Annotated in this window: 18 protein-coding genes and 1 pseudogene; 6 read left to right on the top strand and 13 right to left on the bottom strand. The window is 57.5% G+C overall.

What is annotated here, in order from left to right:
• Window positions 1-78 precede the first annotated feature (78 nt).
• Window positions 79-828 (top strand): TfpX/TfpZ family type IV pilin accessory protein, encoded by a 750-nt coding sequence (gene tfpZ / locus RAE21_RS17180; protein ID WP_313882406.1) that lies wholly within the window; start codon window positions 79-81, stop codon window positions 826-828.
• A gap of 122 nt (window positions 829-950) precedes the next feature.
• Window positions 951-2,351, top strand: a complete 1,401-nt coding sequence (locus RAE21_RS17185; RefSeq protein WP_313882407.1) for a M48 family metalloprotease — start codon at window positions 951-953, stop codon at window positions 2,349-2,351.
• Here RAE21_RS17185 and RAE21_RS17190 read toward each other — a convergent pair.
• Both RAE21_RS17190 and RAE21_RS17195 read right to left on the bottom strand, forming a co-directional pair.
• Window positions 2,322-2,672, bottom strand: a complete 351-nt coding sequence (locus tag RAE21_RS17190) for a phage holin family protein (RefSeq protein ID WP_313882408.1) — start codon at window positions 2,670-2,672, stop codon at window positions 2,322-2,324. The genes RAE21_RS17185 and RAE21_RS17190 overlap by 30 nt on opposite strands.
• 36 nt (window positions 2,673-2,708) lie before the next feature.
• Window positions 2,709-3,415: pseudogene (locus RAE21_RS17195) on the bottom strand (TerC family protein).
• Between the two features lie 371 nt (window positions 3,416-3,786).
• On the opposite strand from RAE21_RS17195, the gene RAE21_RS17200 reads away from it, so the two are divergent.
• The gene (locus tag RAE21_RS17200) at window positions 3,787-4,215 is read left to right on the top strand and encodes a DUF3717 domain-containing protein (protein ID WP_313882409.1); all 429 of its coding nucleotides are present in this window, start codon (window positions 3,787-3,789) and stop codon (window positions 4,213-4,215) included.
• Between the two features lie 62 nt (window positions 4,216-4,277).
• Here the strand turns inward: RAE21_RS17200 and RAE21_RS17205 are convergent, their stop codons facing one another.
• Together RAE21_RS17205 and purB are read right to left on the bottom strand one after the other, a co-directional pair.
• Entirely contained in the window at window positions 4,278-4,838 is a 561-nt protein-coding gene (locus tag RAE21_RS17205; RefSeq protein ID WP_313882410.1) for a YaeQ family protein, read from the bottom strand.
• A gap of 107 nt (window positions 4,839-4,945) precedes the next feature.
• The gene (purB, locus tag RAE21_RS17210; RefSeq protein ID WP_313882411.1) at window positions 4,946-6,325 is read right to left on the bottom strand and encodes an adenylosuccinate lyase; all 1,380 of its coding nucleotides are present in this window, start codon (window positions 6,323-6,325) and stop codon (window positions 4,946-4,948) included.
• A 96-nt stretch (window positions 6,326-6,421) separates the two neighbouring features.
• Here purB and RAE21_RS17215 point away from each other — a divergent pair, with 96 nt between their 5' ends.
• Complete coding sequence (locus RAE21_RS17215; protein ID WP_313874798.1) at window positions 6,422-7,036, top strand: glutathione S-transferase N-terminal domain-containing protein; 615 nt, start codon at window positions 6,422-6,424, stop codon at window positions 7,034-7,036.
• Between the two features lie 336 nt (window positions 7,037-7,372).
• Here the strand turns inward: RAE21_RS17215 and RAE21_RS17220 are convergent, their stop codons facing one another.
• The 8 genes from RAE21_RS17220 to RAE21_RS17255 are packed head-to-tail and all read right to left on the bottom strand — an operon-like array spanning window position 7,373 to window position 14,448.
• Window positions 7,373-7,831: a nuclear transport factor 2 family protein gene (locus RAE21_RS17220; protein WP_313882412.1), complete on the bottom strand. Its 459-nt coding sequence runs from the start codon at window positions 7,829-7,831 to the stop codon at window positions 7,373-7,375.
• Window positions 7,828-8,679 (bottom strand): SDR family NAD(P)-dependent oxidoreductase, encoded by an 852-nt coding sequence (locus tag RAE21_RS17225; RefSeq protein WP_313882413.1) that lies wholly within the window; start codon window positions 8,677-8,679, stop codon window positions 7,828-7,830. The genes RAE21_RS17220 and RAE21_RS17225 overlap by 4 nt, the downstream gene beginning before the upstream one ends.
• A 3-nt stretch (window positions 8,680-8,682) precedes the next feature.
• A complete protein-coding gene (locus RAE21_RS17230) occupies window positions 8,683-9,216 on the bottom strand; it encodes a DUF3833 domain-containing protein (protein WP_313882414.1) in 534 nt (177 codons plus the stop codon).
• Window positions 9,213-10,487, bottom strand: a complete 1,275-nt coding sequence (locus RAE21_RS17235; protein ID WP_313882415.1) for an MFS transporter — start codon at window positions 10,485-10,487, stop codon at window positions 9,213-9,215. Before RAE21_RS17235 ends, RAE21_RS17230 begins: the two co-directional genes overlap by 4 nt.
• Window positions 10,484-11,041, bottom strand: coding sequence for a chalcone isomerase family protein (locus tag RAE21_RS17240; RefSeq protein ID WP_313882416.1), 558 nt, complete (start codon window positions 11,039-11,041; stop codon window positions 10,484-10,486). Before RAE21_RS17240 ends, RAE21_RS17235 begins: the two co-directional genes overlap by 4 nt.
• Before the next feature lie 21 nt (window positions 11,042-11,062).
• Entirely contained in the window at window positions 11,063-12,313 is a 1,251-nt protein-coding gene (locus tag RAE21_RS17245) for a class I SAM-dependent methyltransferase (protein WP_313882417.1), read from the bottom strand.
• A 41-nt stretch (window positions 12,314-12,354) separates the two neighbouring features.
• Window positions 12,355-13,149 carry a DUF1365 domain-containing protein gene (locus RAE21_RS17250; RefSeq protein ID WP_313882418.1) on the bottom strand — a complete coding sequence of 265 codons (795 nt, stop codon included), beginning with the start codon at window positions 13,147-13,149 and terminating at the stop codon, window positions 12,355-12,357.
• A 6-nt stretch (window positions 13,150-13,155) separates the two neighbouring features.
• Window positions 13,156-14,448, bottom strand: coding sequence for an NAD(P)/FAD-dependent oxidoreductase (locus RAE21_RS17255; protein ID WP_313882419.1), 1,293 nt, complete (start codon window positions 14,446-14,448; stop codon window positions 13,156-13,158).
• A gap of 184 nt (window positions 14,449-14,632) precedes the next feature.
• Here RAE21_RS17255 and RAE21_RS17260 point away from each other — a divergent pair, with 184 nt between their 5' ends.
• Entirely contained in the window at window positions 14,633-15,496 is an 864-nt protein-coding gene (locus tag RAE21_RS17260; protein ID WP_313882420.1) for a ferritin family protein, read from the top strand.
• Here RAE21_RS17260 and RAE21_RS17265 read toward each other — a convergent pair.
• Window positions 15,479-16,708: an HD-GYP domain-containing protein gene (locus RAE21_RS17265; protein ID WP_313882421.1), complete on the bottom strand. Its 1,230-nt coding sequence runs from the start codon at window positions 16,706-16,708 to the stop codon at window positions 15,479-15,481. The genes RAE21_RS17260 and RAE21_RS17265 overlap by 18 nt on opposite strands.
• A 91-nt stretch (window positions 16,709-16,799) precedes the next feature.
• On the opposite strand from RAE21_RS17265, the gene RAE21_RS17270 reads away from it, so the two are divergent.
• Window positions 16,800-17,300 (top strand): adenylyltransferase/cytidyltransferase family protein, encoded by a 501-nt coding sequence (locus RAE21_RS17270; RefSeq protein WP_313882422.1) that lies wholly within the window; start codon window positions 16,800-16,802, stop codon window positions 17,298-17,300.
• The last annotated feature ends 9 nt before the right edge of the window (window positions 17,301-17,309 follow it).

The following is a 17,309-nucleotide window of genomic DNA, read 5'->3' on the forward strand; positions in this document are numbered from 1 at the left end:
GCCTTGGCGCTCTTTTTCATTTATAGAACCGCGCAGCGACAATTCAATGTTTAATTTATGTACGCAATATTGATCCGTTTGAAGAAGGCAGCCTCAGCAGCTAGCGTACATCTATTTATTTGTTTGGCTATTGCGGGGTTAGCGGCTGTTTTGGTTTTCGCAGCTTGGTATCCATTTCCGTACCGCGACCTCTCTGGTGGGCGCGAGTTGTTTTTATTAATCATATTGGTCGATGTGGTTTGCGGCCCTTTGCTCACACTGGTATTGTTCAACTCGGCAAAGCCGCGTCTAGAGCTGCTGCGGGACCTAGCATTCGTAGTGGTGATTCAGCTGAGCGCACTGGCTTATGGGTTGTTTACGGTGTGGGAAGCGCGCCCCTTGTATCTTGTGATGGAGATTGACCGGTTTAAGGTCATTTCGGCCCCTGATTTGCGTGAAGCCAAATTACAGGATCTGCCAGCCGAAATGCAACCGCGTTGGATAGGGGCTCCTGTGACGGTTGGCATTCGCCCCCCTAAAGACGCTGAGGAAAGAAGCAAAGTCCTCTTCGAGTCTGTCGATGGCGGTAGAGACTATGCCGAACGGCCTGAGTTCTATGTGCCTTACAAAGGTGAAGCGGCACTCAGAACCCTTCTTAGGGCTAAAAAACTGGTGGAGTTCTTACAAAAATACCCAGACCAGCGAAAGGAAGCGGAAGACATTGCGAGTAAAAAGGGGCTTGACGTAGCCGAGATTCAATATTTGCCGGTTGTAGGGCGGCAAGACTGGGTAGCGCTGTTGGATGAGCAGGGGCAAATCATCGGTTACCTCAAAGGCGATGGCTTTTAACTTACATGAATAAAAAGCACTTTACGCTCGTCTGTAAATCGTTGTTTGCTATCGTATTAATAGCAAACATTTCGGCTAAAGCACTCGCTCAAGTGCAAGCAACTGGATTGCAGACCGATGGCGTGTCTCTTGGGCTCGCTGCCGAGCGCCGTCTCGGCGACCGCATCGCCCGCGACCTTTACCGCGATCCGGACTATCTCGACGACCCGGTCATTGCCGACTACCTCCAGTCCATCTGGCAGCCCCTGTTGGCCGCAGCGCGTAAGCGCTCGGAACTATCGCCAGAGCTGGACGCCGCATTCGCCTGGCAATTACTCCAAGGGCGTGACCGAAGCGTCAACGCTTTTGCCTTGCCCGGAGGTTATTTCGGCATTCACCTCGGTCTGATCGGTATCGTGGCCACTCAAGACGAGCTCGCCTCCGTGTTAGCCCACGAGTTGAGCCACGTCACCCAGCGCCATATCGCCCGCTTGATTACCCGCCAGTCTGAGCAGGCGCCGTGGCTGGTGGGCGCCATGATTTTGGGCGCGCTGGCCGCCAGTAAAAATCCTGGGGGGGCCAATGCCGTCATAGTGGGGGGGCAAGCAGCAGCAGCCCAGTCCCAGCTCAATTTTTCCCGGGATATGGAGCGCGAGGCAGACCGCAGCGGCTTCGGTGTGTCTGTCGACGCAGGCTTTGCTCCCCAGGGCTTTGTTAGCATGTTTGAAAAGCTGCAGCTGAATAATCGCAACAACGATTCCAGCAACTTCCCCTACCTGCGCGGCCACCCCCTTACTACCGAGCGGATTGCAGACATGAAGTCGCGTATTCCCGAAGGTGCTGTACCGACGGCAGGTGGCACCCTAGAGCACAGCATGGTCTCTGCGCGCGCACGGCTCCTTGCCAACGGCTCGGTAGATAGTTTGCGGAACTGGTATCTAGAAGCAGAGCCCGGCGCGTTGGCCAAGCAAACCAACTTGCAGCGTGCAGCATCGCTTTACGGTGCCACGCTGGCCGCTATTAAATTACGCGAGTTTACTAAGGCCAGCGCTTACGCTACTGCATTGGGCCCCATCGTTGCGAATGACGAGCCCGCAGCCCGACAGTGGCGCTACCTGCGGGCGGAACTGGCTGTAATAGAGGGCAATCCAGAGGTCGCTCTGCGTACGCTGGGCCATGCATCTGCGCCCAAAGCGCGTGCCGATTTACTGGCGTGGATTCCATTAAAAGTGGCAATGAGGCAATCAGGCGTGGCGGCGGACGCCGCTCAGCTGTGGCTGTTAGACCACCCCACTGACGCTAGTATGTGGCAGCAACTCGCCATCGCCAGGGCATCTCAGGGTCGTATGGCTGCAGCGGTGCGGGCGGAGGCGGAAATCAACATTTCGCAGCAGGACTATGCCACGGCCATCAGCCGGCTGAAAGCCGCACAAGTCATATCTAAAACCAGTGCACAAGACGGAGATCACATCGAGGCGTCGATCGTCGATGTGCGTTTACGACAAGTGGAGCAGCTACTTCGGGAACAGACGATCGAGCGCTGAGTTGATCACTATGCCGGCCACGGTGTATATCAAAGAACCCAACAATGCAGCGCTGAAATCCCGCACCGCGAATCCATCCAACAGGCTTGCAGCCCACCAGAACAGTGTGGCATTGATAACAAAGAGAAAAAGTCCCAATGTCAGCAAAGTAACCGGCAAGGTGAAGACTACCAAAATGGGCCGGAGGAGCGCATTAAACAGGCCTACAACCAGTGCCGCGATCAGTGCTGAGCCGAAGCTCTGCACCTGTACGCCACTGTAAAAATGCGCGACCGCCAGTAAGGCGGCAGCGCATAGCAGCCATTTAAAGATAAGTTTCATGCAGCTCAGCATAGCATTGAGCCCGCATCAGGAAGCTCAGGCGGCGGTATCGCCCGCCGAGTTGCGTTTCTGAGTCAACCAACCTGCACCCAAGACGGCAACAATGGCCAGCACATAGACCGCCCAGCGGGTCATGCTTTGTGTGCTTGTCAAGTCAGCATCTGTGCCAAAGAGGGACACCAACCAAGGCTCGTGAACCACCATCTTTGCTGCGGTAAACGCAAGCACAGCTGCGCCGATCATGATGATGGAAGGGAAGCGCTCCACCAGCTTGAGAACCACGTTGCTACCGAAAACCACGATCGGAACGCTGATCAGCAGGCCGATGATGACCAAGTCCATGGCGCCGTGCGCTGCACCTGCTACGCCTAATACGTTGTCAACGCCCATCAGTGCGTCTGCCACGATGATGGTCTTCATGGCACCCCAAAATGTGCTGGCCGAGGGGCCATCGTGATCGCCATCGCCCTGGTCAGCGAGGAGTTGATAAGCAATCCACAGCAACCCCAAGCCGCCGACCAGCATCAGACCAGGGATCTTCAAGAGCCAGACGACGCCCACAGTCATTGCGGAGCGAACGACGATGGCGCCTACGGTGCCCCAAATAATTGCTTTTTGTTTCAGTGCGGGGGGAGGTTGCGTGCGGCTAACGCAATAACGATAGCGTTATCGCCAGCTAACACCAGATCGATCAAAATGATGGTCAATAGGGCAGACCACCAAGGCGCTGACATGAATTCCATGAAATATCCTAACAACGAGAAAGAGGAGCCGCTGTAGGCGAAGAGGTTAAAGAAGCTAAAAAGCCACACCAACGACTCCGCCCGCAAGGGACGTGAATCGAAGGTCTTGCTCAGGCCCCCATGGATGGGAACCCCGACAGACCGGAAGCGCAGGCTTCGTATTGACGATCAGTCGAAGCGTTTTGCAACGCTTGGAGCTACTCCCCTTCGGAGTAGGCCGAACTATAACAACAAAACTTGTAGGCGTATAGATTTCAGGGGCAAGAGATTGCTAGTCCCCACCTCGCGTCAGGCAAGACCCCTCGCTCCGCTGGAAGGGGGCCTCGGTATATCATGCGCCTTCCTACAGGCACCAGAGGCAATCGACAAGCGTGGCAGGCATACACATCACCGATATCGAGTCGGCCATCAATTTCTGGCGTGCGCGCGAGCCTTCTACCGATGGTGTGTCGCTACCGAGCCCCACACGTGCCCTCGCTGAGGTTTACGCACTGCTCATCTATTACCACGAGACAGAGGCCGACGAGTTCAGCATGCCGGCAAAAGCGCTCACGGCTTGGCAGACTTGGTATGAAACGACACCCGATACGCCGTGTATTGCGATTTGCTCCACCAGCCAAGGCGATGAGCTATGCAAAGGTTGCGGGCGTACCTTTGAAGAAGTGCAGCTTTGGCCGCAAATGGGCCCCGCCGAAAAGCGTGCAACCTGGCGGCGCATCACATTAGATGCCACGTCGTGGCGCTTTAACCGCTATGCGGAGCGTGCAGCAGAATCGCGTTCCAAGGCGAATCTGCTATAAAAATAATAGCTGTTTCCGCAGTAAATACGGCGGGCTAGGGCGGATTTGGCTAAAAGCCTGTGCTACTTCCAGCGGATAGGCTCGATATCCACGGTGCTACTTCCGTCTCCCAGCATCAGGACGCCCTCTTGAACCGTCGCTTGCAACTGCATGCTGCGCGCTGCCAGTTTCGCCAATGCTTGGGACGTTCCAGAGGGAATACGCCAAACCTGCAGCTTGTCCAAGCGGCTCAATTTCGACTCGATGCCTTTCCACCAAATGTCCGCTGAGTGTGCAAATGGATATAGGAATACCGCGTCGGACTTGTTACAAGCCTTGGAGATAGGCTTGTCTTCCGGCTGACCCACCTCAATCCACAGGCGCTTCTGTCCTGTGAAATCGGTGAGCGAAACGTCCGGGTCTTCGGGGTCGGACAAGCCGGCGCCGAAGGCCAGAGTGCCATCTCCGTTGCACACACTTTGAAGTTTGTGGGCGTTGTAAGCCATCGCCACCAAGCGAACCATCATCCGCTCATCTGTCTCGCTGGGGTGCCGAGCTAGCGTGAGCGCGTGGTCCGCATAGTAGCTGTTCTCAATGTCTGCGATCTGCAGATTGGCTTTGTAGATGGTGGATTTCAGGGCCATGGCGTGCGAGTAAGGGGGAATGGGCGTGGAACACCGCGGAACCGGCTTAGCCGGGCCGCTGGTGTTGTCCCCCTTCCAGGGGGAAGCGGCGAGAGCCGCTCAGGGGGTTACACGCGTCTCGCGAGTTCAGACGCCTTGCCGGTATAGCTACCGGGCGTCATGGCCAGCAGGCGCTCTTTCTCAGCCTCTGGGATGTCCAAACCTGCAATAAAGCCCTGCATCAATTCACGGGTCATGGCTGCACCCCGGGTGAACTTCTTGAGTTGCTCGTAGGGCTGGGGCAGTCCGAAGCGGCGCATCACGGTCTGGATGGGCTCAGCCAACACTTCCCAGGAGGAGTCCAAGTCTTCGGCGATGGCGGCTTCGTTGATTTCCAGCTTGTTCAAGCCGGTCATCAGCGAGCTGTAGGCCAGTACAGCGTAGCCCAAGGCCACGCCCATGTTACGCAGCACGGTGGAGTCGGTCAGGTCGCGCTGCCAGCGGGAAATCGGCAACTTTTCGCTCAGGTGGCGCAACAAGGCATTGGCCAAGCCAAGATTGCCCTCGGCGTTTTCAAAGTCAATCGGGTTGACCTTATGCGGCATCGTGGACGAGCCCACTTCGCCGTCCTTGAGCTTTTGTTTGAAGTAACCCAGCGACACATAGCCCCAGATATCGCGGCTCAGGTCAATGAGGATGGTGTTGGTGCGCGCGACGGCATCAAAAAGCTCCGCCATGTAGTCATGGGGCTCGATCTGGATGCTGTAAGGCTGGAAAGTCAGGCCCAGGCCCAGTGGCTCTGGAGTCTCCACCACTTTCTTGCTGAAAGCTTCCCAGTCGAAGTCAGGCCAAGCGCTCAGGTGAGCGTTGTAGTTGCCGACAGCCCCGTTCATCTTGGCCAGAATTTTCACGTTGGCAATACGGTCGCAGGCGGCTTGCAGGCGAATGACCACGTTGGCCATTTCCTTGCCAACGGTGGTGGGGCTGGCAGTCTGGCCATGGGTGCGGCTCAGCATGGGCACATCGGCGTAAGCGTGGGCCATGTCCCGCAGCTTGAGGACAATTTTGTCCAAGGCAGGCAACACCACGACATCGCGCGAGGCGCGTAACTGCAGCCCATGGCTGGTGTTGTTGATGTCTTCGCTGGTGCAGGCAAAGTGCACAAATTCGCCAGCTTTTTCCAGCTCGGGCCGGGCTTCAAACTTGGACTTGATCCAGTACTCAACGGCTTTTACATCGTGATTGGTGGTCTTTTCAATAGCCTTAATGGCCTCGCCGTCGGCTTCCGAGAAGTTTTTCACCAAGCCCAGCAGGTAGGTGCGGGCGCCAGGGGTCAGGGGTTTAAACTCTTCAAAGCCAGCGTCGCTCAAGGCGATAAACCAGGCCACTTCCACCTGTACACGGCGGTGCATATAGCCCAGCTCACTGGTCAGCGGGCGCAGGGTGGCGAGTTTGGCGGCGTAGCGGCCGTCCAGCGGAGAGAGGGCGGAAATGGCGGAGAAGGTCATTCCCCGATTGTAGGTTGTGCGCCACTGCAATGACCGCAGGGTGTGGGGGCAGGCCCCGCTGGATAGAATCAAGTGCTAGTTAACTGCAAAGCGCTCATGAAACTCATCGGATCCACCTCAAGCCCCTTCGTTCGTAAAGTTCGTGTTGTGATGGCGGAGAAGAAACTTGATTACGTCTTGATTCACGAAGACGTTTGGGCTGCTGACACACGCATTGCCGAATCCAACCCGCTGGGCAAAGTCCCCTGCCTGATCATGGAGGGTGCCGAGGCGCTGTTTGATTCCCGCGTGATCGTGGAGTACTTGGATACCCTGTCCCCTGTCGGTAAATTGATTCCCACCGTGGGTCGCGAGCGCGCTGAAATCAAGACTTGGGAGGCCTTGGCTGATGGACTCATGGAGGCCGCAGTCCTCGCTCGCCTAGAGGCTGCATGGGCGGGCCGCGCGCCCGCCGAGCGTAGCCAAGCCTGGATTGACCGGCAGCTGCTCAAGATCCACGAGGCGCTCAAAGCCATGGAGCGGGGCTTGTCCGATAAGCCGTTCTGCGCTGGCATTCACCTTACCCTGGCGGATTTGGCCGTGGGTTGTGCACTTGGCTACCTTGATTTCCGCTTCCCCGAAATCGCTTGGCGCAATGAACACGCCAGCTTGGCCAAATTGTTTGACAAGCTTTCGCAGCGGCCCAGCTTCGCTGACACCTTGCCTGCCTAAGCCCCGCGGGGCTTTCTGGCCGAAAACGGCCCGGAAGCCGCATGTTTACAACGAATTACAACAATACACTCGCCAAAAAGCGCATGATTCTTTACAGTTGCGCACATCATGAAGACGTACAACACTGTCTATAGATGCCGCGAGTGTGGTGCCACAAGCTACCAGAGAGTGCTGGATCGCTCAGCCAATGGTTCGCTGCAAGCCACCGGCGAATACAAGTGCACCGGTTGCCGCAATGTTTTTGCTTCTTTGCGGGATTGGTGGCAGCCACGTCCCCCTATGGATTTTCAGAGTAGCAAGATTTCGGCGCTTGAAGCCGGGATGCGCTAACTACGCTCAGCTGTTGGCTCTTTTTTTGAGCCAACGCATCAGGCTTCCTACGAGCGGCAGCTTCTCGTACAGCTCTTCAGCCGCATCCCAATAGTCGCGATGTAGGCAGACAAGGCCTGTGTCATCAAACACCAGGTGGCTGGCGCCGAGAATGACCTGTTCGGAGTCCGTATCAAACCGCCGGAATTTGAACCGGAACTCCCAAGTCAAGAAGCATTGGCTCCCTTGCAGGACTCGCTCGGTGACGACGAACCGGGGCCTTTCCAGCGCCACAAACATGTGCTGAAAGATGTGCTCAATGGGGCCCAAGCCGGTGACGTCGTTAAACGGATCCTTGAAGCGGGCGTTTGTCGAATAGATGGTCCGTAAGTCCGCAACCGTTTCGGACGTCAGCCCTTCAAAAAAACCCACCACCCGCGCAACGGCGGGCGAGTTGTCTGCAGCTTCCTTTTGAGGCGTGTTCATACGGTGATCCGTCGCACCAAGGCAAAAAACACACGATCTGGCAGCAGTCGCAAGAGCTGCATCCAGAGTGTGAATCGCTTCGGAAAGTGAATGTCAAACTGGCCGCGTGCCCAACCCCGCAACATGGCCTGGGCGGCTTCTGCCGGCGTAATGAGGGCTGGCATGGAGAACTGGTTGTTGGCGGTCAGTGGCGTTTGCACAAAGCCCGGACTGATAAGTGACACCCCCACGCCCCGATTACGCAAATCAAGGTACAGCGTTTCGGCCAGGTTGATCATTGCGGCCTTGGTAGGGCCGTAGGCAAGGCTGTTGGGCAAGCCACGGTAGCCGGCTACGCTGCCGACCAGGCTGATGTGGCCATGGCCTTGGGCCAGGAGGGCTGGAATCACGGCGTGTAACAACTGAAGCGCACCCATATAGTTCACTTGCAGGTGTCGCTCCATATCGACAACGTCCATGGCAAAAGCGCGCATGGCGTTGTAGTGACCTGCGCAATAGACCACGCAGTCCAAGGGTCCCATCGCCAGCACATCGCGTGAGGCGGACTCCACGCCCGCTGCATCCGACACATCGAGGGGGAGTGCATAACTGCCCGGGTGACGATCTACAAAGGCTTGTAGCGCATCTCGCTTGCGGGCCGATACGGTCACGATCGCGCCTTGTGCATGCAGGGCCGAGGCAGTGGCCTCACCTATTCCTGTTGAGGCACCCACCAGCCACACCCGTTTACCGGCCCAGTCGGTAATGCGGGGGTTGAGCGATTCCCACAACGAAGGCCAGGCTGTAGTGGCTGCTTGCGGGGGGGCTTTGTTGCCGTTCCCAGTGCTTGCAAAGTGATTTTTGGACATAGATCAGCGCCGCGTGAATGAGAGAGTGACCTCTCCCAACTTCACACCAAATTTGCTCATGGTGGCTTTGTTGAGCATGACTTTGTCCGTCATCAGGTACATCCAGTCATCAAATCGCACTTCGTAGACGCTTCCGTCCACCGGCAAACTCAGCGTGTAGGTCCAGTAAAACGCGTTGCCACGTGCCTGTCCCTGCGCAATGCCAATGACGTCGTCGGCCGTCCCCGTGTAGCGGCCGTCTGCCAGGCGGGTCAGGCGCCAGATCCGTTTCTGCTTGCTGCCGTCCGAGTAAGTGAAGTCTTCATCGAGCACCCCTTGATTCCCCTGCCAGCTGCAGTTCATCACGACGGTGAAGCGCTTGACGACGCTGCCCGAACGGTCAGTGAAAACGCCGTAAGCGTCCAGGATGCCGTTGAAGTACTCTTTGAGGTCCAGCGTGGGCTTGTCGTTGCGGTATTGGTCAATGGATTGGGAGGCGCAACCCCCCAAGGCCAACAAACTGCCGGTAGCAGCCGTAAGAAGTAAGCGTCGTTTCATGGCGACCTCCGCAAAATGAGGGTGTAGAGCAGTCCGGCGGCGATTGCTTTAAGGCCACAGGGCAAGAGACAGTAAGCCACAGTCAGGGCATTGAGGGCGACCGGGTCCCTGGCGCCGGGTGCGTAGCCCCACCACGCAAGTGCGGGCAGCGCCACGCCTGCAGCCAGTGCCAGATTGAGCTTGGTGACAAAGTTCCACCAACCAAAGTAGGCCCCTTCAGATTGCCCCTGATCCCCTTGCCGCGCGATGAGTCCAGCGAGCAGCGCGCCGGGGATCGTGAGGTCGGTTCCCAGTGCAATGCCTGATAGGGCACACACCAGCACAAAAGGCACGGTATCGCCTGCGCCGAGTTGGGAGGCAAAGATGAAGACTGCAATCGATAGCAACATTCCACACAGCCAGGTGCGCGCCAGCCCGATTCGGGCGACCACTTTGAGCCACAGGGGAATGGTGACAGCAGCAGAAATAAAGTAGCTGCCTAAAAACAGGGGTTCGTGTGCAGGTGCGGCTTGCAAGCGGTCTTGCACAAAAAACAAAATCAGGGTGGCGGGAATTGCGCTGGCGATTCCGTTCACCACAAACACGGCGAGCAGTGCCCGGAAGTCCGCACGGGCCAAGGGGCGCCACACGGACTGCTTGGATACCGTGCTTGTTACATTGCTCGCCATAGGTAGGGCTTGCGGCTTGGGAGCACGAGTCCACAGCCACCATCCCATGCTAATTGCTATAAAAAATATAGCGGTAGTCGCAGGTAAACCGAGGGCTGTGGGCGCAATTGCCGCAGTAATCACGCCAGCCAGGCCCAAGCCTTCCCTCCATGCCACGACTTGGCTGCGATAGTGCTCGTTTCCACCCAGCATCGCGCCCCAGCTTTGGTGGCTGATACTCAAAAAGCTGTAAGCGAGATAGGTCACCAGTAGAGTGCCCGCCGCCCAGACGAGCAAGAGCTGGGGATCGCTCACCATGGGAAAAAACAGTCCATAGAACCCAGCGCCCAGCAGCGCACATGCCACCGCTGCCCGTTTCAGGAGTGTGCTGGCGCCCCGTTGGTAGAGGGCATCGCTCCAGCGTCCCAGCAGGGGGTCAAAAAACGCATCGAGCAGCCGGGCGAAAAGGAGGACTCCGCCGAGCGCTGCCATCGAGACGCCGAACGTCTTCGCATAGTGATTCGGCAGCACCACATACAGGGGGAGTGCAACGAAGGCCAACGGCAAACCCATCATCCCGTAGCGCAAGCCCTGCCGGATGCTTAAGGCGTCGGAATGGCTCATGACTTCAAACCTGCCAACAGCTCAGCGCGCAAGCGAGGTTCGCTCGTGCGGTCTGACAACCAGATGCCAAAAAAGAGCCTGCTGAACTCGGCATCTGCCACGGTGGCACGCATTTGCCCGTTGTACCAAAAGCGAGTACCTGCGTTCACCATCTGCAGGCCTGTGATGCGATCGCCGGTGCTGACATTCGGAAAAATGCCCGTCATGGTGGTGAGCCACGTGGCAGCGGTGTCGTCTGCAATCGGGCCGTTTCGTTTCATTTCCTCCAGCGAGCGCTGGGCAATCGCGGCTCCCTTCAGGTCTCGCTGGTAGGTCAGCTCCAGTGCCAACGGATGCTGCCAGTAAGTGGCGAGTTGAAAGCGCGGGTGAACCCACAAGCGCGCATCACACACCGAGAAGCCGAAATACCGCATGCGTGCGCTGCCCGCAAGCACCGCATCGGGCATTTCGCGGCTGATTTCTGTAGGGGCGGGCGCACCGTTGGCCAAGGCTTGGTGCGTGAGGCTTTCCCACCCTGTGATCGCTCCTACCGCGAGAATGTGACGGCGTTGCATGGTGCTGGTTTCGTGGGCTGCTTACGCCGGCTTGCGCAGTGTGTACTGCACTACGTCGATATTGTTTTCCAGGAAGGCGGCCTCGCAGTAGCAGAGGTAGAACTCCCAGATCCGCATAAAGCGCTCGTCAAATCCCTTGGACAACACATCCGTGCGCTTGCTCAGGAAGGCGTCGCGCCAGCGCTTGAGTGTTTCCGCATAGTCATGTCCGAAAGAGAGTTCATTCACTACCTCCAAGCCTGCGGCACGCGCTTGGGCACGGAATTCACGCGGACAAGGCAGGCAACCGCCAGGGAAGATGTATTGCTGGATGAAGTCCGTCGAGTTGATGTAGCGCTCAAACAAGCCATCATCGATCACGATGCTTTGGATACAAGCGCGCCCGCCAGCCTTTAGCTTGTCAGCTACGGTTGCGAAATAGGTAGGCCAGAATTCACGACCCACTGCTTCCACCATTTCAATGGAGCACACCGCATCGAATGGTGCATCGGGGATGTCACGGTAATCCTGCAATCGCAAGTCGGCCTGGGCACCCATGCCAAGCCGCTGCAGGCGTTCCTGGGCAAAGGCCAGTTGTTCGGTACTCAGCGTTACACCAGTGATGTGGGCTTGGAACTCAGTGGTGCTCATTTCCGCCAAGGCGCCCCAGCCGCACCCGATTTCCAGTACCCGGTCGCCGGCTTTTACGCCCGCCTCTTCCAGGGCACGGCGGACTTTGGCTTTTTGAGCCTGCGCCATCGGCTGGTCCAGGTCGGAGCTGAACAACGCCGACGAGTAGTTCATGGTGTCATCCAGCCACAGGCTGTAGAAGGCGTTGCCCAAATCGTAGTGGGCGTGAATGTTCTTCTGGCTGTTGGTCTTGGTATTACGGTTGAGCAAGTGCTTAATGCGGTACAGCAATCGGCCCAGCCAGCTGCCATAAATCACCGTTTCGACTTCTGCGCGGTTTTTGACCAGCACGCGCAGCAATTCCGTCAGGTTAGGGGTGGTCCAGTCGCCTGCAATAAAGCTCTCGGCAAATCCGATATCGCCAGACTTGAGCGCTGCGCTGAAAGGCTTCCAGTTGTGCAGAACCAGGCTGGCGTGCGGGGCACTATCGCCACCGAAGCGATGAACGCTGCCATCGGGCAGTTGTACGCTGAGGCTGCCATGCCGCAGCTTTTGCAACAGTTTGAACACGGTGCGAGTGGCAGCGGGTGTGCCCGCCGGAAGCGCTGCCGCGCCAGATGCCTGGCCCGTAATCGGTGAGGGTTTCAGGGTGTTGGTGTTCATGACGGTATCTCCGGACTGGTCCATGAAAAGTGGATGGGTTTCTATCGGCTGACCAAGGTGTCAGGCGGTACGGGTTTGTGGAAAAAGGGCACTTTTTTCAGCCACAGCTTCAGTGCTTGCCAATGGATCTTGACGACTACCCCCCAGGTCATGACGGGGTAGCGCCATAGCGCGCGGCGGATACTTTCAGGACTCAGTGCCTCGAGTTGACCGCTCACGCTGGTGTCGATCAGCGCACCATTGGCATCGTGGTAATCGATGCGTGCCACGGTGCGGCGCATATCAGGGGTCACCATGAAACGGAAGCGGTAACCGCCCTCTACCGGACAAAAGGGTGACACATGGAAAACTTTGGCGGCTTGCAGTTCGCGGCCGAATTGCGGGGCATCCAGCAAGTAGCAATGCCTCTCGCCAAAGGTGTTGTTCACTTCCACCACAATCGCCCGCAGGCTTCCATCCGCGCGGTGGCAGTACCAAAAGCTCACGGGTTTGAAGGTGAAACCCCATACCCGTGGGTAGCAGTGGAGCCAGGCTTCTCCGGTGGCATCTGCAATACCTTCTTTTGCCAGCAGCGCGTCGACCCAACCCAAGGCGCCGCCGGCGGCCAGGTCCCGGCCGTCTCCATGGTCGGAGTCGTAAAAGCTGATGGGTGCAAAGCGATTCCGCGGGAGTGCACCATTGCCTTGGGTCTGCAGGCTGCGCATCGGCAGCATTAAGAAATACGTGCCATAGGCAAATGCGTTGCGCACAGGGCGATGCCTTGTGTGGCGGACTTCCCCGAATCCGATCAGCGCTGAGTGCGCTGGCACATGGAGTGGAGTGGTCGACGCATTCATACGGGATTAAGCGGCAAGGCCTACGTGCTGCTTCAGCAGTCGCGCTGCTTCCAGACCCGACTTCAAACCATCTTCGTGAAATCCGTAGCCTGTCCACGCACCACTGTAATAAGTGTGTTGCTGCCCTTGCAAGGCAGGTACCTCCGCCTGTGCCCGGATGGCGGCAAGGTCAAAAACAGGGTGTGCGTAGTCAAAGCTGCCGTGAACATGCTCGGCCTTGATTTCTGACACCGGATTCAACGACACCACCACGCTTTGTTCAAACGGCAGAGGTTGCAGCATGTTCAGCAGATAGTGCAAGCAGACGCGCGCGTTGTTTTGCCCCTCGTCTTGGCTGCGCTCGTAATTCCACGCGGCCCACGCTTTGCGGCGTTGTGGCAATACCGAAGTATCGGTGTGCAACACCGCGCGGTTGGCTTGGTACCGAATCGCTCCGAGAGTCGCTTGTTCCGCGGGGCTGGGGTCCGCCAGCATGGCCAGGCTTTGGTCCGAATGGCAGGCCAGCACGACTTTGTCAAAGCGCTCGGTGCTGCCCTCGGTAGTAATCAGCACACCTTGCTCATCCCGCGCAATGCGCTGGACCGGCGTGTTGAGGCGCTTATCTGGGATGCCCGCGATAATTTTCTCCACATAGTGGCGAGCTCCGCCGGTCACCGTCCACCATTGCGGACGATTGCTCACCTGAATCAACCCATGGTTGTGGCAAAAGCGGATCATGGTCGCCACAGGGAATTGCAGCATTTGGTCTGTCGGGCAGCTCCAGATGCAACCGAGCATGGGCAGGAAATACCAATCGCGGAACTCTGTAGACAGCCGGTGTTGGTCTAGAAAAGCCGACAGCGGTTGCATGAGCTCTGTTTCTGCATTTCGGATCGCAATGTCGGTCGCGAGTTGGTTGAACCGCAACACATCGCGCAGCATACGCAAGAAACGCGGGTTGACCAGGTTGCTGCGTTGGGCGAACACCGTGTCCAGCGATGACCCGCTCCATTCGAGCGCGTGGCTTCCTTTGGCGCCCGGGACCTGCACAGAAAAAGACATGTCTGACTTAGAGGTCGCCACATCCAATTCGGCCAGCAGAGCAATCAGGTTCGGGTAGGTGCGCTCGTTGAACACCAAAAATCCCGTGTCCACACCGTGCGTTACTGCGCCGCGCGGGCCGGGTAAGGTGATGTCTACCGTGTGGGTGTGGCCCCCAAAGTAGGCGCCTGCCTCAAACAAAGTGACATCCGCCTGGCCACGCAAGCGGTGAGCCGCAGCAAGGCCGGAGATGCCGGAACCGATGATCGCGAGTCTCATGAGCGTAATTTTTTGAACGTGTTGGTAATTTTGTGACTGATTGGTAATATATCGCAAGAGAAGTTTTGTGTGTCTGTTTTTTTTGTGCTGATTGCGCGATTCCGCCCGGGGTGCTTAATCGGTAAACATGTCAAGCGATTGACACAGCTTCGGTCTAGAATTTGTTCAGTTTTGAAAGGTAGTCATGCTGTACCCCGAACTTTTTAAGCAACTCGAATCGGTGCGCTGGGATATGGAGAAAGATATTCCGTGGGCTAGTTTTGATCCCGCCCAGTTGTCGGACGAGCAGGCTGCGACGATCAAAATGAATGCGATCACTGAATGGGCTGCGCTACCTGCCACAGAGATGTTCCTGCGCGATAACCGCGGCGACAGTGACTTTTCCGCGTTCATGTCCATCTGGTTCTTCGAGGAGCAAAAGCACTCTCTGGTACTGATGGAATATCTCCGCCGGTTCCGCCCGGACCTCGTGCCTACGGAAGAAGAGCTGCATGCCATCCGTTTTGAATTCGATCCGGCACCGGCATTGGAAACGCTCATGCTGCACTTCTGCGGTGAGATCCGACTCAACCACTGGTACCGCCGCGCGAGCGATTGGCACACAGAGCCGGTAATCAAGGCGATCTACACCAAACTCAGCCAGGACGAGGCTCGCCACGGCGGTGCCTACCTCAAGTACATGAAGCGTGCCATCGGCAAATTCGGGATCGAGGCAAAGTCGGCGTTTGCGAAAGTGGGCGTGCTGATGGCGAGTGCGCGCCGCACAGCGCAGGCGCTCCACCCCACGAATTTGCATGTGAACAAATCGTTGTTTCCGCGGGATACGATTCAGAGCCGTTTGCCAAACCCTGAGTGGTTGGAGCACTGGCTGGACCGTCAGATCAATTTTGATGCGGTCTGGGAGACCAAGGTGGTCGAACGCATTCTTCACAACCTGAGTTTGCTGATGGAGCGCAGCTTCACCACGGTTCAAGAGCTCAACAAGTATCGCAAGGAGCTTTCCAAAGACTTGGCTGCGGCGCCTGAAGCTTCACCAGGGACGGTCTGATTTCGGGAGGGCGGTAAGCGGAAGCAGCCGCTCCAAATTCAGCTGAACCTTGACATCCTTGTGTGCCACGCTGGCCACGATACGGTAGTCGCGCACCGTCGTGTCACGAATGGTGGGCTCAATCGTGGGCACGCCGCTGCGGTTCAACAAAACGGCAACTTTCGGCGTGGTGGTGTTCAGTCCACGCTGAATCACAACAGCCACCTCGTTCGTTGCAAGGCGTACGAATGAGCCCGGCTGATAAATGCCCACGGCTTTGATGATGGCTGCACCGGTTTCGTCGATCGCCTGGTTTTCGTCGAAATAGCAAGCCTGCATGGCTGCTGCGGGGGAAATTGGCATGCGCGAGGCCCTCGGGGCCAAGCGGGCTGCGAACATATCGGCCCGCCGGATCAGACGGGCAAGCCTCTCACCGCGGGAGCGTGGCGCCAAAGGGCCGGGCGGTGCCGTGTGGTGCAGCTGGATGGCTTGCAACCAATCGGGATCGGTGATGCCCATTTTTTTCATCAGCGCTACGGTATGTTCCGCGTGTTGATCAATCTCCGCGCGTTGCGCCATGGACGGCGGCTCCACTTGCGTCGTCAACCGGTCTTGCAGGTCCGTCATGCTCACATTCATGGTCAGCGCTGCGGCCCCTGCCAATTGCTGATCCTCGTCCGACCAATTCAACACCTCTTTTGCGGCCATCATGCACATGACGCTCACGAGCATTGCATGGGTTGCGCTGTACATGCGCAGCTCGGCGGCAGACAGGTAAATCAGGGCGAACAGCGTTCCATCCGGGTTGCGCCGACTGTGGCGTTGCAATTGACGCAACAAGCGATCCAGCCGGCTGCGAAAGCTTGCCGGTTGCGTGTCGCGTAAAAGGGCGTTGGAAATGGCTTGCAGATCCAGCCAGTCCATGCGGTCGTCTTGCGCAGCTTGACGCTCTATCAGTGCATCGCCCGGAAGTTTGGTCTCGGCGATTTCTCCCAGTGACTTGTCGTCGCGCACCAGTTCATAGAGGCGCTCGACATAGGCACGGTGCAGGGCCTCCGAGTCCGCCACATTGATAAACAAGCCGCCGCCTCGCTGCGAAAACTCTTCTAAATCCCGGCGCGAGGAAATCACATACGACTTGCGAGCGAGCAGTACCCCGTCTTTGTCCATCAATGGAAAAGGAAGCGGCGATCCGATGCGGATGGTTTCTATATTGATGGGGACAAGGTGCATAGGACCGGGTGATTATGCAATTTCCATCGGCTGCAACGGACCGTACTTGAGCCACGGCTTACCGGTAAATGGGGCTGCTAGGATGCTGCTCATGACTTCATCTGCTCCACTTCCTGCGTTCCTCGACAAAATCCAGCCTGCAGACAGCTTGTCCGCTGCATTGGCGGTGCTGCCTCGCCCTTGGGTGTTCACCAATGGTGTTTTCGATGTCTTGCACCGCGGGCATGTGCTGTATCTCGCACAGGCCCGCGCCTTGGGCGGTAGCCTGATTGTGGCGCTCAACACCGATGCATCGGTACGCAGATTGGGCAAAGGCGATGACCGCCCCCTAAACGCGGAGGCGGATCGTGCGGTCGTCATGGCGAGTCAAGGCGCTGTGGACTTGGTCACCTGGTTTGCCGAGGACACGCCAGAGGCCCTGATCGCCCGCATCCGCCCGGATATTCTGGTGAAGGGCGGCGATTACGACATGTCGGTTCTGCCCGAAACCCGCTTGGTGGAGTCGTGGGGCGGGCGGGCGCAGGCTTTGCCGTTTGTGAGTGGTTACTCCACCACCGGTTTGGTAAAAAAGATACGGGCAAGCGCCTCGTAAGACGCTGGT

It is taken from the genome of Rhodoferax potami (assembly GCF_032193765.1).
Taxonomy (GTDB): Bacteria; Pseudomonadota; Gammaproteobacteria; order Burkholderiales; family Burkholderiaceae_C; genus Allorhodoferax; species Allorhodoferax potami.